At 74.2% G+C, this 17,972-nt stretch carries 13 protein-coding genes and 1 pseudogene; 9 read left to right on the plus strand and 5 right to left on the minus strand.

Annotation, left to right across the window (positions count from 1 at the left end; translation table 11 throughout):
- The 3 genes and pseudogenes from ACZ6ZT_RS12045 to ACZ6ZT_RS12055 all read left to right on the plus strand — a co-directional run.
- A pseudogene (locus tag ACZ6ZT_RS12045) lies at positions 1-203 on the plus strand (ABC transporter ATP-binding protein); the annotation flags it as partial.
- Positions 190-1,086: an ABC transporter permease gene (locus ACZ6ZT_RS12050; RefSeq protein ID WP_469718321.1), complete on the plus strand. Its 897-nt coding sequence runs from the start codon at positions 190-192 to the stop codon at positions 1,084-1,086. The pseudogene ACZ6ZT_RS12045 and the gene ACZ6ZT_RS12050, both read left to right, overlap by 14 nt.
- A gap of 9 nt (positions 1,087-1,095) precedes the next feature.
- Positions 1,096-1,869 (plus strand): sirohydrochlorin chelatase, encoded by a 774-nt coding sequence (locus ACZ6ZT_RS12055; RefSeq protein ID WP_469718325.1) that lies wholly within the window; start codon positions 1,096-1,098, stop codon positions 1,867-1,869.
- A 44-nt stretch (positions 1,870-1,913) separates the two neighbouring features.
- Here the strand turns inward: ACZ6ZT_RS12055 and ACZ6ZT_RS12060 are convergent, their stop codons facing one another.
- On the minus strand, positions 1,914-2,915 hold the full coding sequence (locus tag ACZ6ZT_RS12060) for a ketopantoate reductase family protein (RefSeq protein WP_469718329.1): 1,002 nt from the start codon (positions 2,913-2,915) through the stop codon (positions 1,914-1,916).
- A 44-nt stretch (positions 2,916-2,959) separates the two neighbouring features.
- Between ACZ6ZT_RS12060 and ACZ6ZT_RS12065 the strand changes: the two genes are divergently transcribed.
- Both ACZ6ZT_RS12065 and ACZ6ZT_RS12070 read left to right on the plus strand, forming a co-directional pair.
- On the plus strand, positions 2,960-3,808 hold the full coding sequence (locus ACZ6ZT_RS12065; protein WP_469718332.1) for an aldo/keto reductase: 849 nt from the start codon (positions 2,960-2,962) through the stop codon (positions 3,806-3,808).
- Between the two features lie 161 nt (positions 3,809-3,969).
- On the plus strand, positions 3,970-5,619 hold the full coding sequence (locus tag ACZ6ZT_RS12070) for an amidohydrolase family protein (RefSeq protein WP_469718336.1): 1,650 nt from the start codon (positions 3,970-3,972) through the stop codon (positions 5,617-5,619).
- A 10-nt stretch (positions 5,620-5,629) separates the two neighbouring features.
- Here ACZ6ZT_RS12070 and ACZ6ZT_RS12075 read toward each other — a convergent pair whose 3' ends face one another.
- On the minus strand, positions 5,630-6,241 hold the full coding sequence (locus ACZ6ZT_RS12075; RefSeq protein ID WP_469718338.1) for a DUF1697 domain-containing protein: 612 nt from the start codon (positions 6,239-6,241) through the stop codon (positions 5,630-5,632).
- Positions 6,238-7,491, minus strand: coding sequence for a macrolide-inactivating glycosyltransferase (mgt, locus tag ACZ6ZT_RS12080; RefSeq protein WP_469718340.1), 1,254 nt, complete (start codon positions 7,489-7,491; stop codon positions 6,238-6,240). The genes ACZ6ZT_RS12075 and mgt overlap by 4 nt, the downstream gene beginning before the upstream one ends.
- 117 nt (positions 7,492-7,608) lie before the next feature.
- On the opposite strand from mgt, the gene ACZ6ZT_RS12085 reads away from it, so the two are divergent.
- Positions 7,609-8,460 (plus strand): phosphotransferase enzyme family protein, encoded by an 852-nt coding sequence (locus ACZ6ZT_RS12085; protein WP_469718342.1) that lies wholly within the window; start codon positions 7,609-7,611, stop codon positions 8,458-8,460.
- Positions 8,461-8,502: 42 nt separating this feature from the next.
- Here the strand turns inward: ACZ6ZT_RS12085 and ACZ6ZT_RS12090 are convergent, their stop codons facing one another.
- Together ACZ6ZT_RS12090 and ACZ6ZT_RS12095 are read right to left on the minus strand one after the other, a co-directional pair.
- Positions 8,503-9,216: an exonuclease domain-containing protein gene (locus tag ACZ6ZT_RS12090; protein WP_469718346.1), complete on the minus strand. Its 714-nt coding sequence runs from the start codon at positions 9,214-9,216 to the stop codon at positions 8,503-8,505.
- Positions 9,217-9,427: 211 nt separating this feature from the next.
- Positions 9,428-10,687: an SAV2148 family HEPN domain-containing protein gene (locus tag ACZ6ZT_RS12095; protein ID WP_469718348.1), complete on the minus strand. Its 1,260-nt coding sequence runs from the start codon at positions 10,685-10,687 to the stop codon at positions 9,428-9,430.
- Positions 10,688-10,976: 289 nt separating this feature from the next.
- On the opposite strand from ACZ6ZT_RS12095, the gene glgX reads away from it, so the two are divergent.
- The 3 genes from glgX to ACZ6ZT_RS12110 all read left to right on the plus strand — a co-directional run bounded on the left by glgX (position 10,977) and on the right by ACZ6ZT_RS12110 (position 17,962).
- A complete protein-coding gene (gene glgX / locus ACZ6ZT_RS12100) occupies positions 10,977-13,091 on the plus strand; it encodes a glycogen debranching protein GlgX (protein WP_469718352.1) in 2,115 nt (704 codons plus the stop codon).
- A 247-nt stretch (positions 13,092-13,338) separates the two neighbouring features.
- On the plus strand, positions 13,339-15,591 hold the full coding sequence (gene treY, locus ACZ6ZT_RS12105; RefSeq protein WP_469718356.1) for a malto-oligosyltrehalose synthase: 2,253 nt from the start codon (positions 13,339-13,341) through the stop codon (positions 15,589-15,591).
- A 1,138-nt stretch (positions 15,592-16,729) separates the two neighbouring features.
- Complete coding sequence (locus tag ACZ6ZT_RS12110) at positions 16,730-17,962, plus strand: M14 family zinc carboxypeptidase (protein ID WP_469718360.1); 1,233 nt, start codon at positions 16,730-16,732, stop codon at positions 17,960-17,962.
- Positions 17,963-17,972 lie beyond the last annotated feature (10 nt).

Raw genomic sequence — 17,972 nt, forward strand, 5'->3', positions numbered from 1 at the left:
TCTTCGTCACCCACAACGTCCGCGAGGCCGTCCGCCTCGCCCAGCGCGTCGTCCTCCTCTCCTCCCGCCCCGGCCGGGTCTCCAAGGAGTGGACCGTGGACATCCCGCAGCCGCGCCGCATCGAGGACGCCGACGTCGCGGAGCTGTCCCTTGAGATCACCGAACACCTGCGTGGGGAGATCCGCCGCCATGGCCAGCACTGACACCACCTCGAAGGCCGGAACCAGGCACGAGGACCTGGCCGGCCTGGAGGCGGGCCTCGACGCCCTCGACGCGGTCCAGACCCACCGCACCCCGCTGCGCGAGGTCCTCACCAAGAAGGCGCTGCCCCCGCTGCTGGCCGTCGGCCTCGTGCTGGTGGTCTGGCAGGTGCTGGTCTCCCTGAAGGTCACCGACGAGACCAAGCTGCCCGCGCCGTCCGCGGTGTGGGACAGCCTGTCCGGGATGTGGCTCAAGGGCACCCTCCTCGACGTCATCTGGACCAGCGTGTCGCGCGGTCTGCTCGGCTTCCTGCTGGCCCTGGCCATCGGCACCCCGCTCGGCCTGCTCGTCGCCCGCGTCAAGTTCGTCCGCGCCGCGATCGGGCCGATCCTCCAGGGCCTGCAGTCCCTGCCCTCGGTCGCCTGGGTCCCCCCGGCGGTCCTCTGGTTCGGGCTCGACGACGCCATGATGTACACGGTGATCCTGCTGGGCGCCGTCCCCTCGATCGCCAACGGCCTCGTCTCCGGCATCGACCAGATCCCGCCGCTGTTCCTGCGCGCCGGCCGCACCCTCGGTGCCACCGGCCTGCGCGGCGCCCGCCACGTGATCATGCCCGCCGCCCTCCCCGGCTACCTGGCCGGCCTCAAGCAGGGCTGGGCGTTCTCCTGGCGCTCCCTGATGGCCGCCGAGATCATCGCCAGCTCCCCCGACCTGGGCCTCGGCCTCGGCCAGCTGCTGGAGAACGGCCGCAACAACATCGACCTGCCCGGCGTGTTCCTCGCGATCCTGCTGATCCTCGTCGTCGGCATCGCCATCGACCTGCTGATCTTCAGCCCGGTCGAGCGGTGGGTGCTGCGCAGCCGCGGCCTGCTGGTCAAGAACTGAGCGGCCCTCATGTCCCGCGCCCTCCTCGTCATCGCCCACGGCAGCCGCGACCCACGGCACGCGGCGACCGTGCACGCCCTCGTCGGGCGGGCCCGGTCGCTGCGTCCCGGGCTGCGGATCGAGCCCGCCTTCCTCGACTTCAACGGCCCGACCGTCGCGCGGGCCCTCGCCTCCCTCTACCTGTCCGGGGTACGGGAGGCCGTGGCCCTGCCGCTGCTGCTGACGCGGGCCTTCCACGCGAAGGCGGACATCCCGGCGGTGCTCTCGGAGGCCACCGGCCGTCTGAGCGGGCTGTCCGTGCGGGTGGCCGACGTCCTCGGCCCCTCCCCGCTGCTGGTGGCGGCCCTGGAGCGGCGCCTCGCGGAGGCCGGTCTCGGCCTCACCCCGGCGGACCGCGCGCGCACCGGTGTGGTGCTCGCGTCCGCCGGTTCCTCCGACCCGGAGGCGATCGCGGTGATCGCTGAAATCGCGCGGGAGTGGCGGCACACCGGTTGGTGCGCCGTGCGGCCCGCGTTCGCCTCCGCGGCCGTGCCCCGTACGGAGGACGCCGTACGGGCCCTGCGCGCCGAGGGCGCCGAACGGGTGGCGGTGGCCCCCTACGTCATAGCCCCCGGCCGGCTCCCGGACCGCATCGCCGCCGGTGCGGCCGCGTCCGGCGCGGACGTGGTCGCCGAAGTCCTCGGCGCCGCCCCGGAACTCGCCCGCCTGCTGCTGCGCCGCTACGACGCGGCCGGCCAGGCGGCCCCTGGCCGCCCCACGGCCGTCACGGCCCTTACCGCCTGAGGCGGCCTGAGGCGGCCTGAGGCGCCCTGAGGCGGCCGGGACCGCTAGCCGCGCGAGGCCGCCTCGTCGGCCAGGGCCGTCAGGTCCTCGATGGACATGGCGCCCGGCGGCAGGCCCTGCCGGGCGAAGATGTTCGCCGCCTGCCGCAGCACGTCGTTGACGGGCGTCGCCACCCCGTGCAGCCGGCCCAGCAGGGACACCTCCCCGTTGAGGTAGTCCGCCTCGACCGACCCCGTGCCGCGCGCCAGGCTCTGCCAGGAGGAGCCGCCGCGCACGCCCGCGGGCTGGTCGACCTTGCCGTCGCGGGCCGCCGACTGTTCCGCGTCCGAGGCGTAGGCGATGCCCGCCGCCTCGAAGGCGGCCTTGCCCTCGCGGATCGCCCGCAGCAGGAGCGCCGCCTTCGCCGGGTCCGGTTCGGGTCCCGTCGTCGCCTGGATCGCGTTGCCCAGGTTCCCGAGCAGCTTGGCGTACTTCCACCGCATCACGTCCTCGACCACCGGCGCCGCGAAGCCCGCCTTCTCCAGGTCGGCGGCGATCTCCGCGATCCGCCGGTCGCTGCCCCCGGCGGCCTTGCCCAGGTGCAGGATCCCGGTCAGCGGGGCGCACAGCGCCGAGACCACACCGGGCTCCAGGAAGGTCGCGGGCAGCCACACGCAGACCCCGTACACGCGCGCGAAGCGCCGCAGGGCCAGCCGTTCGCTCTCCACGCCGTTCTGCGCGCACAGCAGCGGCAGCCGCTGGGCCGCCGTGCCGCCGCCGGCGACCTCGGCGTCGCCCCACGCGTCGAGCGCGGCGAGGGCGTCCTGCGTCTTGACGGTGAGCACCAGGACGTCGTCGGGGCGCAGTTCGCCCAGTTCGGCCGGTGCGCCGGCCACGGGGAGCCGGTGGACGAGGGTGCCCTCGGCGGTGGTCAGCCGCAGTCCGTCCGCCCGCAGGGCCTCGGCGTGGGCGCCACGGGCGACGAGGACGGCCTCCCGGCCCGATGCGGCGAGGCGTCCGCCGATGGTCGCGCCGATCGCTCCGGCGCCGATGATGAGATAACGCATCCCCCGAGCCTGGCACACCGTGGGCGCGGGAGTACCGTCGGGCCATGACGGACACCCTCTTCCCGCTCGGCGGGGACCTGCCGCTGGGCCGCCTCGGACTCGGTACGGGCGGTCTCGTCGGCCCCGGTTACTGGGGCCCGCGCGGCGGCCGCGCCGAGGCCGTCGCCCTGCTGCGGGCGGCCGTCGAGCAGGGCGTGACCCTGATCGACACCGCCGACAACTACGGCCCCGACCTGGCCGAGGAGCTGATCGCCGAGGCCCTCCACCCGTACGGGGAACAGCTCGTGGTCGCGACCAAGGGCGGGGTGGTGCGCACCGGTCCCGACGAGTGGCACGCGGCGGGCCGGCCCGAGGACCTGCGGCGGATGTGCGAGGCGAGCCTGCGGCGGCTGCGGGTGGAGCGGATCGGCCTGTACCAGCTGCACCGCTTCGACCCGGCGGTCCCGGAGGCCGAACAGCTGGGCGAGCTGGCGCGGTTGCGGGAGGAGGGCAAGATCCGGCACATCGGCCTGGACACCGTGAGCGCGCCGCAGCTGCTGCGGGCGCTGGAGTCGGTACCGGTGGCCTCGGTGCAGAACCCGTACAACCTGCTGGACCGGTCCTCCGCCGAGGTGCTGGCGCTGTGCGAGGCGCGCGGGATCGCCTTCCTGCCGTACTACCCGCTGGGCAGCGGCACGCTGGCCCGGGAGGGCGCGGCAGCCGTGGCCGCGGTGGCGGCGGCGCACGGCGCGGGCCCGGGGCAGATCGCGCTGGCCTGGCTGCTGCACCACTCCCCGGTGCTGTGCCCGACGCCGGGCACCGGTTCGCCCGCGCACCTGGCGCAGAACCTCGCGGCGGCGTCGATCACGCTGACGCCCCGGGAGCTGGCCCTGCTGGACGCGCTGACGGCGTAGCGGCCGGCCCCGGCCCACCGCACCGGCCGGCCCCGGCCCACCGCACCCGGTCGCACCCGGCCGCACTGGCGCGCCCTGCCGCCGCCGCGCCGTTGCCGCTAGGCTCCGGGTCCTCGCGCGGGCCCCACTCCGCGGGCCTCCCGCGCGGGCCCGGAGGCGACATGACCCGCAGCAGAGCCGTTGCCGTCCTGCTGGCCGCGGGCGCCGTGTGCGCCACCGCCCTCGGCCTCGCCCGGGTCACGGCACCACCCGCCGGGTCCGGCGCCGGGCTGCTGCTCACCGGCACGGTGGTCACGATGGACGACGCGGGCCACGTCTGGCCGGGCGCCCGCGTCTGGATCCGGTCCGGCCGCATCGAGGCGGTCGTCCGGGCGGGCGCCCCGCTCCCGGCGGGCGCACGCTCCGCCCGGACCGTCGACACCGGCGGCGTCCTCTACCCCGGGCTGATCGACCTGCACAACCACCCCGAGCACTCCGTCTACCCGCTCCTGCCGGTCGGCAAGGCGTACCAGGACCGGTACGAATGGCGGAACTACGACGCCGACTACGAACGGCGCGTCACCTCCTCCGCGTTCGTCCTCACCGACCCCGCCTTCTACGACCTCGCCGCGGAAGCCGGCCGCTACGGCGAGTACAAGGCGCTGGCCGGCGGCACGACGGCCCTCCAGGGCGCCGACCCCGGGCTGCCGAGCAGCGCCCCCGGCTGCCTGGTCCGCAACGTCGAGACGTCCCGGCTCGGCCCGCGCCGGACCGTCAGCCGGGTGGACCTCGGCCGCGACGCCCCCGAGTGGGCGGAACTGTCGCGGGCGGAACGGGACGGCGTGCTGGTGCTGCATCTGGCCGAGGGGACCGGACCGCGCATGGCGCAGGAGTACGAGGCCGTCCGGCGGAGCGGGCTCGTGGGCCCCCGGCTCGTCGCCGTGCACGGGGTCGGGCTGACGCCGGAGCAGTTCGCGGACATGGGGCGGCGCGGCGCCTCGCTGGTCTGGTCGCCGCTGTCGAACCTGATCCTGTACGGGAGGACCGCGGACGTGGCCGCCGCGAAGGCGGCCGGAGTCGGCATCAGCCTGGCCCCCGACTGGGCGCCGTCGGGGAGCAGGTCGGTCCTGGGCGAACTGAAGGTGGCCGATCTGGTCAACCGGCACGCGCTGAAGGGGCTGTTCAGCGACCGCGAGCTGGTGGAGGCGGTGACGCGGAACCCGGCCCGGGCGATGGGCTGGGAACGCCGCGCGGGTCGGATCGCGCCGGGCTACGCGGCCGACCTGGTGGTGGTGGACGGCCGCGGCGGTGACGCGTACCGGGGTCTGATCGAGGCCACCGAGGAGAACGTCCGCCTGGTGTCCGTGGGGGGCGACATGCTCTACGGGGACGAGCCGCTCATGGCGCTGGCGCGCCCCGCCGCCGACACCGAGCCGGCGGCCCGGTTCGGCTCCGGCCGCACCAAGGTCATGGCGGTGAACTGCCCCGGCACGGGGCTGGCGCCGATGCCGCTCACCGAGACGGCCGGCCGGCTCCAGCGCGGCCTCGCCATGGATCCGCGGTTCCTGCTGGAGCGGGTGCTGCCGAAACCGGCGTCCGTGGAGCGCCTCCGGGCCGAACTGTCCCGCTGCCCGGGCGGCGCCCCGGCCGGCGCCCTGACGCCCGAGGACGTGGCACGCGTGCTGAAGTGCCGCCTGGGCCTGCCCTTCGAGCAGACCACCCTGAGCCCGCTGACCACCGCCGCGGACCCCGACTGGATGCCCCGCCTGCTGGCCGGCCCCAACATCCCGGCGTACCTGCGGGAACTTCCGGGCTATTACGGAGCGCGGTGAGGGGCGGGGCCTACGGCGCGTGGGTCAGCTCGACCAGTTTGACGACGGTGTTCCAATTGCGGGTGGTGACGTCCAGGCCCTTGACGACGGCCGGCCGGGCGAGGGCCTCGCCCAGCTTGGAGCGGCCCAGGCCATCGGGGGCGTAGAGGTAGAGGACGCGGTCGCCCACGCGGTATTCCTCCGGGAGGAACGCGGGGCCGTCCAGCGCGGCGAAGCGCTCCGGGCCCGGCTGGGCGGAGAAGAAGACCGCGTGCAGCTGCCTGCCCTCCAGTTCGGCGGCCGGGAAGGGGCAGGCCTCGGCGACGGCCCTCAGGTAGGCCCCGTCGACGACCAGGCAGGGCACGCGGAAGCCGAAGTGCGCCTCGATGGCCTCCTCCAGCTCCCGGGCGAGGGCGGCCGGGTCGCCCTCGGCGGCGCTGAAGACGGCGTTGCCGCTCTGCAGGTAGGTCTGGACGTCGCCGTGCCCCAGCCCCTCCAGCAGCGTACGCAACTGCGCCATCGGGACCTTCTTGCTGCCGCCGACGTTGATGCCGCGCAGCAGCGCCGCGTATCTCTTCGTGGGCGGCCTCTCGGCGGGAGGCTTCTGCGCGGCGGGCTTCTCCGCGGCGGGCTTCTTCGTCATGGGCGCACCTTAAGGGGCGGCTGTGACAGTGCCTCCTCGATGAGGTCGGCCGCCCGGCGGGTGCCGCCCTCGGCGGCCGTCGCGGCGCGGAGGGCCTCGGCGCGAACGGCGACCCCGGGGTCGGCCACCAGGGCGAGGACGGCCTCCCGCAGGGTCGTCGCGTCCGCCCGCTCGGCCGGGACGTGCCGGGCCACGCCGAGGGAGACCAGCACGTCGGCGTTGCCGAACTGGTCGACGGCCTGGGGGACGGCGACCATGGGCGTGGCGGTGGCCAGGCCCTCACTGCTGCCGCCGGCGCCCGCGTGGGTGATGAAGGCGTCGGCCTGGCGCAGGATGTCCAGCTGCGGCACCCAGCGGTGCACCTCGATGTTGTCCGGGATCTCGCCGAGTGCGGACTCCTCGGTGAACCTGCCGATCTGGAGGACCACGTACCAGTCGGGCAGGCCGCCGAAGGCCTCGACGCAGGCCCGGTAGAAGGCGGGTTGCTTGGTGAAGGTGGAGCCGAGGGAGACCAGGAGCAGCTTCCGGTCCCTGGCGGCCTCCGGCCGGCGCCAGGTTCCCCGCTCCGCATCCTCGCTCCGGCAGGCTCCGACGAAGGTGTACACCGACTCGTCGACCCGGTCGGCGTGGGGCTGGAGGGCGCGCGGGATCAAGGCGATGCTGCGCTGCGGGCGCCCGACGAAGGAGTCCGGGTCCTGTGTGATGCCGTTCTCCAGCAGCCAGGCGCCGAAGCGGGCGTAGTACGCCCGCCCGCGCTCGGTGGCGCGCAGTGCGGCGGTCATGGGGGCGCCGACCTCTTCCTCGTGGCCGGTCCAGGCCACGAGGTTCGGGGAGAGCGAGATCGCGGGGACGCCCCAGCGGTGGGCGAGGACGATCGCCGGGTAGGCGGTGATGTCGTGCAGGACGAGGTCCGGCTCGTCGCCCGCGAAGGCGGCCGTGAGCTGCGGGAGCGCCTGCATCGCGTCGTGGAGGAAGAGTTCGACGTGGTCGATGAGTTCGGTGCCCCAGGCGGCCGGGTCGTCGTCGGTGGGCAGGGTGGAGTTCCAGATCACCGGGGTGGCGCCGGTCGCGGCGACCTTCTCGGCGTAGCCGGGGGGAACGGCGTAGCTGACGCGGTGGCCGCGGGCGACGAGTTCCCTGATGACCTCCAGGCTGGGGTGCACGTGGCCGGCGGCGGCGATGGAGAACATGGCGATGTGGGCAGGCTTGGCGGGCTGGACGGGCGTGGCGGGCTGGTCCGATGCGCTCATGGCGCCACCCTAGCGAGACGATACGTCTCGTACAACGGATTTACGGCTCACCCGGGGATGGGAGACTTTCCGGCGGTACGACAGCACACGGCGGCGCGAGAGGGCGGGCGGGACGGCATGGACGAGGCACGGGCCAGGGACGTACTGACGCGGGCGGGCCTGCGGGGACCGGCCGAACTGCTCTCCTTCGGCGAGAACGCCGTCTTCGCCGTCGCCGGACTGGTCGTCAAAGTGGGCCGGGAGGCCGGGCTGCTGGAGCGGGCCGCACGGGAACTGGCCGTCGCGGACTGGCTCCGCGCCACCGGCGTCCCGGCGGTGCGCGCGGCCGAGCCGGAACCCCGGCTGGTGGACGGCCACCCCCTGACCCTGTGGCACCGGCTGCCCGACGCGGTCCGCCCGGCGGCTCCCGCCGACCTCGCGGCCCTGCTCAGCCCGCTGCACGCGCTGCCCGCCCCGCCGTTCGCGCTGCCCGCGCGGGACCTCCTCGGCGGGGTCGAACGCTGGCTCCGGCTGGCCGGCGCGGCCGTCGACCCCGAGGACGCGGCGTACCTGCGGGCCCGGCGCGACGCCTACGCCGACGAGGTCGCCGGCCTCACCCCGCACCTTCCTCCGGGCGCCATCCACGGGGACGCCCTGCCCCGCAACGTCCACGTCGGTCCGGACGGGCCGGTGCTGGTCGACCTGGAGACCGTCTCCGCCGACCTGCGGGAACACGACCTGGTGGTGATGGCGCTGTCCCGCGACCGGTACGGGCTCCCCCCGGCGGCCTACGAGGAGTTCACCACCGCCTACGGATGGGACGTACGGGAGTGGGAGGGCTGCGCGGTCCTGCGCGGCGCCCGCGAAACGGCCAGCTGCGCCTGGGTCGCCCAGCACGCCCCCGCCAACCCGGCCGCCCTGGCCGAGTTCCGCCGCCGCGTGACCTCCCTGCGCGAAGGGGACACCGCGACGCGCTGGCACCCCTTCTAGGCCGGCCCGCACACCGGCCGCCGGGTCACCGGCCGCGAAGGATCAGCGGCTGCGGGGTATCAGCGGCCAGGACGGTTCCACGACCGCCGACGGGTCCGTGGTGCGCCGCAGATAGGCCTGGAGCGAGACGGACTGTTCGGCGGCCGCCCGTACCTGGAGGGCGTGCAGGTCCGCGAGCGGCATCCGGGCGACGGGACCGTGCCGCTCGCCGAGGCTGCGCACCACCCGGGCGGCGGCCACCGCGTCCGCGCGGGCGTCGTGCGCGTCGTCGAGGGAGACCCCGTAGTGCGCGCACAGCGCGTGCAGGGCCCGCTTGCCCTTGCGGTACTTGTCCACGTGCTTGTCGATCACCAGCGGATCGATGACCGGCGACGGCACCCCGCCGAGCCGCTCGCTCAGCGACGCCACCCCGTGGCGCCGGCACTCGCGGTCGAGCAGGGACAGGTCGTAGCGCGCGTTCATCACCACCAGCGGCCGCCCCGCGCCCAGCCCGTCGGCGACCGCACGCGCGATCTCCTCGACGGCCTCGGCGGCCGGTACCCCGTGCGCCCGTGCGTGCTCCGTCGAGATGCCGTGGATCGCGGACGCCTGCTCTGGTATCTCCACGCCGGGATCGAGCAGCCAGGTGCGCTCCCGCGAGACCGCGCCGTCCGGATCCAGCCGGACGACCGCCGCCGTGACGATGCGGTCGCTCTCCACGTCCGTCCCCGTGGTCTCCAGGTCGAAGGCGGCCAGCGGCCCGCTGATCCAGCTCATCGCGCACCCCCCGCGCCCAGCGCCCCCGGGCCCCTCGTACTCGTACCGGTACGCGCCGCCGCTCGCCGCGCTCCCCCGTGCCACGTCCGCATGACGTGCCCTCCCCCGTATATCGGTCAACGCGTTTCAGCCTGCCACGCGCCACTGACACACCCGCCGCCGGGGCCCGTGGGCCCGCTCCCGGACCGCGCGGGCGCCCGTCGGGGAGGGTTCAGGACACCGGCCGGGAGTCCTCCCACACCGACTCGAACTCCTCCCGGTACGTCGGGAACAAGCCGTGGTCGGCGTCCCTCGCCGTCCCCCGCCCGCCCCCGCGCAGCACCAGCACCGGCGCCTCCATCCCACGGGCCCGGCGCAGGTACGACTGCACCACCGCGATCCCCGAGGACTCCCCCTCCACCAGGTAGGCGGTGAAGCGCGGCGTCTCGTCGAAGACGTGGATGTCGAACCGCGAGGGGTCCCGCAGCCCCGCCCGCACCCGCCGCACGTGCAGGATGTTCATCTCCACCGACCGGCTCAGCTCCCCCTTGCGCAGCCCCAGCTCGCGCTCGCGCCGCTTGACCGCGCTGCTCGCCGGGTTCAGGAACAGCAGCCGCACCCGGCAGCCCGACTCCGTCAGCCGGACCAGTCTTCGGCCGGAGAAGTTCTGCACCAGCAGGTTCAGGCCTATGCCGATGGCGTCGAGCCGCCGCGCACCTCCGAACAGGTCCTCGGCCGGCAGCATCCGCTGGAGCCGCACCCGGTCGGGATGGACCGAGATCACGTCCGCGTACCGGTCCCCGACCAGGTCCTCCACCGCGTCGATCGGCAGCCGGTCCGCGGCGGGACTGCCCGCCCCGGCGCCCAGCACCTCCAGCAGCCGCGCCGAGGCGCGCTCGGCCTGCTCCAGCACCGGCCGCGACAGCGCCCGGTTGCGGGAGACCACGTTGCGGGTGACCTCCAGCTCGTCGAGGGCCAGCTCGATCTCCCGCCGGTCGTCGAAGTACGGCTCGAAGCAGGGCCAGTGCTGGACCATCAGCTCGCGCAGCTGCGGCAGCGTCAGGAAGCTCAGCACGTTGTCGTCGGCCGGGTCGAGGAGGTAGCCCTTGCGCCGGCTGACCTCGCGCACGGCCACCGCCCGCTGCACCCACTCCTGCCCGGCCGGCCCGGCCGCGGCCACCACCCAGTCGTCGCCGCCGTGCACCGGCTCGTAGACGGGCCGCAGCACCGCGCCGACCACCGAGCGCAGCCGCTGCTCGATGAGGTTCAGCCAGATGTAGGCCCGGCCCGCGCGCTGGGCCCGCGTACGGACCTCGCTCCAGGCGTCCGCGCCCCAGTCCAGCTCGGCCCCGGCCCGTACGTCACCGGCCTCCGGCGGGGCCAGTGACACCGCCCCGGCGGCCACCGCGCCCGCGCCGCCCCCTGGGCCGTCCGCCGGGCCGCCCTCGTGACCGCTGTCACCAGGGGGCAGCTCCAGACCTCCCGAGCTCACCCGTGCACCGCCTTCTGCGTCTGGACGCCCGTCTCCAGTGATCACGGAAGGGTACTCCGCGCGCACGGCCCGACGCAGCCCGAAGCGGCCCCCAGGTGACCCGTGCCCCCTGGTCCGGCCGTCCGCCGACCCATTATGTGATGCCCCGACAGTCGGTTGACCCGACCGTCAGCTCTCCGGGTCACCCGTCAGGAGCATCCCAAGTCCGCGCGTGCGGGGCGTCTTTCGGGGAAGATCTGGTGGGGTGACCGATGCCGCAGCAGCCGGACCAGGATGGGAAGAGTCAGCTATGCAGGTCTGGCCGGGACAGACGTATCCACTGGGTGCCACGTACGACGGCGCCGGAACCAACTTCGCCGTGTACTCGGAGGTCGCGGAGCGCGTCGAGCTGTGCCTCCTGCACGACGACGGCTCCGAGACCGCCATCGAACTGCGCGAGACCGACGCCTTCGTGCGCCACGCCTACCTGCCCGGCATCATGCCGGGCCAGCGCTACGGGTTCCGGGTGCACGGCCCGTACGAGCCCGAGCGCGGGCTGCGCTGCAACGCGGCGAAGCTGCTGCTGGACCCGTACGCGCGGGCCATCAGCGGCAAGGTCGACTGGGGCGAGGAGGTGTACGGCTACCACTTCGGCCGCCCCGACTCGCGCAACGACCTCGACTCCGCGCCGCGCACGATGAGCTCGGTCGTGGTGAACCCGTACTTCGACTGGGCCAACGACCGCCCGCCGGGCCACGAGTACCACCACACCGTGCTCTACGAAGCCCACGTCAAGGGCCTGACCATGCGCCATCCCGAGCTCCCCGAGGAGCTGCGGGGCACCTACGGGGCGCTCGCGCACCCGGCGGTGATCGGGCACCTCACCAAGCTCGGGGTGACGGCGCTGGAACTGATGCCGGTGCACCAGTTCGTCAACGACCACCGCCTGGCCAACGACGGACTCAGCAACTACTGGGGCTACAACACCATCGGCTTCTTCGCCCCGCACAACGGCTACGCCTCGGGCGACCGGGGACAGCAGGTGCTGGAGTTCAAGTCGGCGGTGCGGGCGCTGCACGAGGCCGGGATCGAGGTGATCCTCGACGTGGTCTACAACCACACCGCCGAGGGCAACCACCTGGGGCCGACGCTGTCCTTCCGCGGACTGGACAACGCCTCGTACTACCGGCTCGCCGACGACCCCCGGCACTACATGGACACCACCGGCACCGGGAACTCGCTGCTGATGCGGTCCCCGCACGTCCTCCAGCTGATCATGGACTCGCTGCGCTACTGGGTCACCGAGATGCACGTGGACGGCTTCCGCTTCGACCTCGCCGCGACCCTCGCCCGGCAGTTCCACGAGGTCGACCGGCTGTCCTCGTTCTTCGACCTGGTGCAGCAGGATCCGGTGGTCAGCCAGGTCAAACTGATCGCGGAGCCCTGGGACCTGGGCGAGGGCGGCTACCAGGTGGGCAACTTCCCGCCGCTGTGGACCGAGTGGAACGGCAAGTACCGCGACACCGTACGGGACCTGTGGCGCGGGGAGCCGCGCACCCTGGCGGAGTTCGCGGGCCGGCTGACGGGCTCGTCCGACCTGTACCAGGACGACGGCCGCAGGCCGCTGGCCTCCATCAACTTCACCACCTGCCACGACGGTTTCACCCTGAACGACCTCGTCTCGTACGACGAGAAGCACAACGAGGCCAACCGGGAGGGCAACCGGGACGGCGAGACCCACAACCGGTCCTGGAACTGCGGGGTCGAGGGCCCGACCGAGGACCCGGAGGTGCTGGAGCTGCGCGAGCGCCAGATGCGGAACTTCACCGCCACCCTGATGCTGTCGCAGGGCGTGCCGATGCTCAGCCACGGCGACGAGTTCGCGCGCTCGCAGGGCGGCAACAACAACGCCTACTGCCAGGACAACGAGCTCTCGTGGCTGACCTGGCCGGAGCCCGGCAAACCGCCGCCCAGCCTGCTGGAGTTCACCCGGCAGATGGTCTGGCTGCGCCGTGACCACCCGGTCTTCCGGCGGCGCCGGTTCTTCCACGGGCGGCCGGTGGAGGGCACGCACGACGAGCTGTCGGACATCGCCTGGTTCACCCCGCAGGGGGAGGAGATGCGGGCCCGGGACTGGCAGGCGCAGCACGCGCGGGCGCTGACGGTGTTCCTCAACGGGGAGGCGATCTCCGAGCCCGGACCGCGCGGGGAGCGGATCACGGACGACTCGTTCCTGCTGATGTTCAACGCGGACCCCGAGCCGCAGGAGTTCACCATCCCGGCGGGCCACGGGGCGCGGTGGCGGCTGATCGTGAACACCGCCCGGCCGGACGTCATGCCCCCCGACACCGGACCGCAGTACGCGGCCGGGGACGAGGTGCACCTGACGGGCCGGTGCCTGGTGGTGCTCCAGCGCCCGGCGTAGGCGGCGGGGTACACAGCGGCGTGGACGGCGGCGGCCTCGTGGGGGCCGCCGCCGTGGGCGTGGGGGGGGTGCCGCGCCGAGGGGGGCACGCCGCGCCGTCGCGGCCTTCGGTCACTTGATCGACGTCGATGGCGTCGACGCGCGTCGATGCACGTCGATGCACGTCGACGCCGCGTCGATGCGCCGATGTCACCCGGATGCATGGGGCGAGGGCACACAATCGCCAGGGCTGGGTACGTACGTTCTCATGAGCCTGCAGCCTGCGAGCAGTCACCCGGAACCCTCGGACTCTCCCGTTCCGGACCCCGTCGTCCCCACGTCGACCTACCGGCTCCAGCTGGGGCCCGCGTTCCCGTTCGCCGCGGCCGGGGCAGCCGTACCGTACCTCGCCTCGCTCGGCGTGTCCCACCTGCACCTCTCGCCCGCGCTGGAAGCCGTGCCCGGCTCGGCGCACGGCTACGACGTCACCGACCACGCGCGGGTCCGCACCGAGCTGGGCGGCGAGGCGGGGCTGCGCGAGCTGGCCGCGACCGCACGGGCGCACGGGCTGGGGCTGGTCCTCGACATCGTGCCGAACCACATGGCCGTACCCGACCCGCTGCGGCTCAACGGCCCCCTCTGGGAGGTGCTGCGGGAGGGGCCGCGGTCCCCTTACGCCCGCTGGTTCGACATCGACTGGGAGGGGGGCGGCGGACAGCTGCTGCTCCCGGTCCTCGCCGAACCGGCCGACCCCGCCGGATACCGCGTCGACGGCGAGGTGCTGCGCTACGAGGAGCGGGAGTTCCCGCTGCGGGCCGGCACGGCCGGACTGCCGATGCCCGAGCTGCTGGCCGCGCAGTACTACCGGCCGGCCTGCTGGCGGGAGGCGCGCACCGCCCTCAACTACCGCCGCTTCTTCACCATTTCCGACCTGATCGGCGTCCGGGTGGAGGACCCGGCCGTCTTCGCCGCCACCCACGCGAAGGTCTTGGAGCTGGTACGGGACGGGGTGCTGGAGGGGCTGCGGATCGACCACGTGGACGGGCTCGCGGACCCCGAGGGGTACCTGCGGCGGCTGCGGTCGGCGGTCGGCGGCCGCTGCTGGGTGGTGGTGGAGAAGATCCTCGCCCGCCGGGAGCGGCTGTCCCCCGCCTGGCCGGTGGCGGGCACCACCGGGTACGACGCGCTGCACCGGGTCGACGGGGTGTTCACCGACCCGGCGGGCACGGCGGAGCTGGCCCGGGCCCACGCGGCGGCCACCGGCCTGCCCCGCTGGGAGGAGACGGCCGCGACGGCGGCCCGGGAGGTCCTGACGGTCGACCTGGCCGCCGAACTGTCCACGCTGGAGCGGATGGCGGGCCCGGAACTGGCCGAACCACTCCGGGAGTTGCTGATCGACTATCCCGTCTACCGCCCCTACCCGGGGGGCGAGGTCGCCGAGTCGGCGCGGGGGGTCGCGGGGGTGGAGGCCGTACGCGAACTCATCGCGCGGGACCCGGCGTTCGGGGCGCGCTTCGCCCAGACCTCGGCGGCCCTGCGCGCCAAGTCCCTGGAGGACCGGGCCTTCTACCGCTGGGCGCCACTGCTGTCGGCCACCGAGGTCGGCGGGGCGCCCGAGGACCCGGCGGTGCCGGTGGCGGAGTTCCACGCGTACTGCGCCGCGCAGGAGCGGGACTGGCCCGCCTCGGGGACGGTGCTGTCCACGCACGACACGAAGCGGAGCGCGGACGTACGGGCACGGATCGCGGTGCTGTCCCAGGCCCCGGAGGCCATGGGCCCGGTGGCGGGCGACGACCCCCAGCTGGGGTGGGTGGCCCGGCAGAGCGCGCTCGGCCTCGGAGACGCCCCCGAGCGGGAGCCCCGGCTGGCGGCGGCCCTGCTGAAGGCCGCCCGGGAGGCGGGACTGCGTACCTCGTGGACCGACCCCGACGAGGCGTACGAGGCCGGCATCGCGAAGCTGGTGCCCGAGGAGGCGGCGGAGCTGCCGCCGGAGCTGGCGGAGGCGGCCCGCGCCAACGTCCTCGGCATGACCCTGCTGCACCTGACGATGCCGGGGGTGCCGGAGGTCTACCAGGGCTCGGAGACCGAGTACCGGACGCTGGTGGACCCGGACAACCGCCGCCCGGTGCGGTTCCCGCACGAGGCCCTGGCCGCCCTCGACGCGGGCACCGCCCCGGAGGGCCTCGCGGCGGAGAAGCTGGCGCTGACGGCGGCCCTGCTCAGGCTGCGCCGCGACCGCCCGGCCCTCTTCACCGGCTACACCCCCCTGACGGCCTCGGGCCCGGCGGCCGCCCATTGCCTGGCCTACACCCGCTCCCCCGACCTCGTGGCGGTAGCCACCCGCCTCTCCCACCGCCTGGCGGAGTCGGGCGGCTGGCAGCACACCACCCTCACCCTCCCACCCGGCCGCTGGCACCGGGCATGGGGCCCCACCCCGGCCACCGACACCCCGTACGAGGGCCAGGTCCCGGTGGCGGAGCTGCTGGGCGGGGGGTGGGCGGTGGCGCTGGTGCGGGGGTAGGGGGGCGGGGCCTCAGCCGGTCCGCATCAGAGAAGGATTTGGTGATTTCCCGTCCGTCTCATCGTCCTTCCGGGGCAGGACGGCGCGTCAAGGGCGCTCCCTTCGGTCGCGTCGCTTCGCGATGGCCTTCGGCCACCCTTGACCCACCGCCCCACCCCGGAAAAACGAAGACTCCCGGGAAACCCCCAAAAGAACGTTCACGGGGCAGTACCGATGCCCCTGCCGTGTCAGCGACCTTCGAGCGCCCCCGGTCGGGTGGCCGGGCACACGGGCGGGCATCGATCCCTTTCCGGGCCGGGAGCGGCCAGACCACACCAAACGGCGACAGGACCACCATCCGACGACGTCAGAGGCCCATGCGCAGCAGGTCGCTCCACACTTCGCCCGGCATAGCGTCCGACGGCGGTCTGTGGCTGGACATAAGCCGCCCAAGGTGATGAAAGGGCCGCCCCGGCGCGCGACCGCCGCCCGACAGTGGTCTTGACTGCACCAGACGACGGTTCTTTCGTCCTTACAGCCCACCAAGCAGTAGAACCGCAGAGAACTGCCCACCCATGGGTCGCATACGTAGTCGTCGAGCCGCAGACGCGTGGGTGTCGAGCCAGATGACGGCCGTGGGCGGCTTATGTCCAGCCCCAAGACGGGCGGCGGACGCTATGCCGGGCGAAGCACGGAGCGATCTGATGCGTGGAGGGCCTCCGGGGGTGTGTGCCGGTGGTCCTGTCGCCGTTTGGTGTGGTCTGGCTGCCCCCGGCCCGGAATGCAAGCGCGAGGGGCCGGATCTTGGGTCCTGGTGGGCCTGGGCTGGAAGGGGTCGCGCAGCGCTGAGGGAGACAGGACAGCCTCTCTGCCCCGTGAACGTTCTTTTGGGGGTTTCCCGGGAGTCTTCGTTTTTCCGGGGTGGGGCGGTGGGTCAAGGGTGGCCGAAGGCCATCGCGAAGCGACGCGACCGAAGGGAGCGCCCTTGACGCGCCGTCCTGCCCCGGAAGGACGATGAGACGGACGGGAAATCACCAAATCCCTCCCTGATCCGGATCCGCTGAGGCCCCGCACACCCCGGCTCCCCAAGGCTTTGGCCAGGGGTTTTGGTGGGCGGGGGGAGCAGTAGGGGGCGTGCGGGGCGGGCATGGCATCACGTGTGACCCTCCTTCGTGACATGCGCTACCCCACCCCGCCCGAGCTCGCCCTCGCCGCCCGGGCGCTCGTGGACGAACACCCCGCCCGTGCCCGGCTCCGTCAGGCCGGTTCCTCGCGGGCCGGGCGGCCGTTGTGGCTGCTCTCCGTCGGCGAGCGGGACGGGGGCGGCGCCGCGCGGCGCGTGCTCGTCGTCGCCGGGGCCCACGCCAACGAGCCCGTCGGCGGGGCGACCGCCCTGGAGCTCGCGCGGCGTGTGGCGCGGGACGGGGGCGGCGGGGCGGAGTGGCACTTCCTGCTCTGTGCCGATCCGGACGGCGCCGAGCTGCACCGCACGCCGCGCCCGTACTCGCTGCTGGACTACCACCGCCACTTCTTCCGCCCGCCCGGCCCCGAACAGCCGGAGTGGGCACCGTCCTTACTCTCCCCGGACCGGCTCCCGCCCGAGACCCGCGCACTGAGGGCGCTCATAACCGAGCTCCGGCCCGTCCTCCAGGTCTCCCTGCACGGAACGGACCTCGGCGGGTCCTGGGTGCAGCTGACCCGGGACGTCCCCGGGCTGGCCGAGCCGTTCGCGAAGTCGGCCGCCGAGCTCCGCATCCCGGTGGAGACCGGCGCCTCCGACGCGGCCGGCTGGGTCTCCCCCGGGCCCGGGATCTTCGTGATGCCCGACGCGGGGGCAGGGGTCGCCGGGGCGTTCCACCCCGAGGACACCCGGCTCAGCACCTGGTGCCACGAGGGAACCACCGCCATCGTCGAAGTGCCGATGTGGGCCTCCGACCTGGTGGACGACCCCGCCCCGCACCCGGACCCCCGGGGCGCGCTGCGGATGCTGGCGCGGCGGCTCACCGAGGACTCGGGCCTGGTGGCCGGGGTGCGCGGCGGCGTCCTCGGCACGGACGCCGGGACCGCCGCGCTGCTGCGGGCGGTGGACTGGACGCTCGGGCTGATCCCCCTGGTCGCCGCCGAGTGGACGGGGGCCGGGGCGCCGGCCGAGGCCACGGCGGCGGCCGTCGGCAGCATCGACGCCTTCGGCCGCCGGCTGTCGCTGCGCGCCGCCGCGATGCTGCTCCGCGTACTGCGGGCCCAAGGGCATCCGGCGGCGCCGGGACTGGACCGATTCGTCACGGGGTGGTGCGAGGAGTTCGCGGCCCGCTACCAAGCCCGCTGGGTGCCGGTGGCCACGCAGGTGGAGCACCAGGTCCGTACGGTCCTGGCCACGTACGAGCGCCTGTAGCCCGGCTCAG

It is taken from the genome of Streptomyces sp. NPDC102258 (genome assembly GCF_055584685.1).

Coding starts and splice junctions, on each gene's coding strand:
- ACZ6ZT_RS12050 (WP_469718321.1), top strand. CDS start 190: ATGGCCAGCACTGACACCACCTCGAAGGCCGGAACCAGGCACGAGGAC.
- ACZ6ZT_RS12055 (WP_469718325.1), top strand. CDS start 1,096: ATGTCCCGCGCCCTCCTCGTCATCGCCCACGGCAGCCGCGACCCACGG.
- ACZ6ZT_RS12060 (WP_469718329.1), bottom strand. CDS start 2,915: ATGCGTTATCTCATCATCGGCGCCGGAGCGATCGGCGCGACCATCGGC.
- ACZ6ZT_RS12065 (WP_469718332.1), top strand. CDS start 2,960: ATGACGGACACCCTCTTCCCGCTCGGCGGGGACCTGCCGCTGGGCCGC.
- ACZ6ZT_RS12070 (WP_469718336.1), top strand. CDS start 3,970: ATGACCCGCAGCAGAGCCGTTGCCGTCCTGCTGGCCGCGGGCGCCGTG.
- ACZ6ZT_RS12075 (WP_469718338.1), bottom strand. CDS start 6,241: ATGACGAAGAAGCCCGCCGCGGAGAAGCCCGCCGCGCAGAAGCCTCCC.
- mgt (WP_469718340.1), bottom strand. CDS start 7,491: ATGAGCGCATCGGACCAGCCCGCCACGCCCGTCCAGCCCGCCAAGCCT.
- ACZ6ZT_RS12085 (WP_469718342.1), top strand. CDS start 7,609: ATGGACGAGGCACGGGCCAGGGACGTACTGACGCGGGCGGGCCTGCGG.
- ACZ6ZT_RS12090 (WP_469718346.1), bottom strand. CDS start 9,216: ATGAGCTGGATCAGCGGGCCGCTGGCCGCCTTCGACCTGGAGACCACG.
- glgX (WP_469718352.1), top strand. CDS start 10,977: ATGCAGGTCTGGCCGGGACAGACGTATCCACTGGGTGCCACGTACGAC.
- treY (WP_469718356.1), top strand. CDS start 13,339: ATGAGCCTGCAGCCTGCGAGCAGTCACCCGGAACCCTCGGACTCTCCC.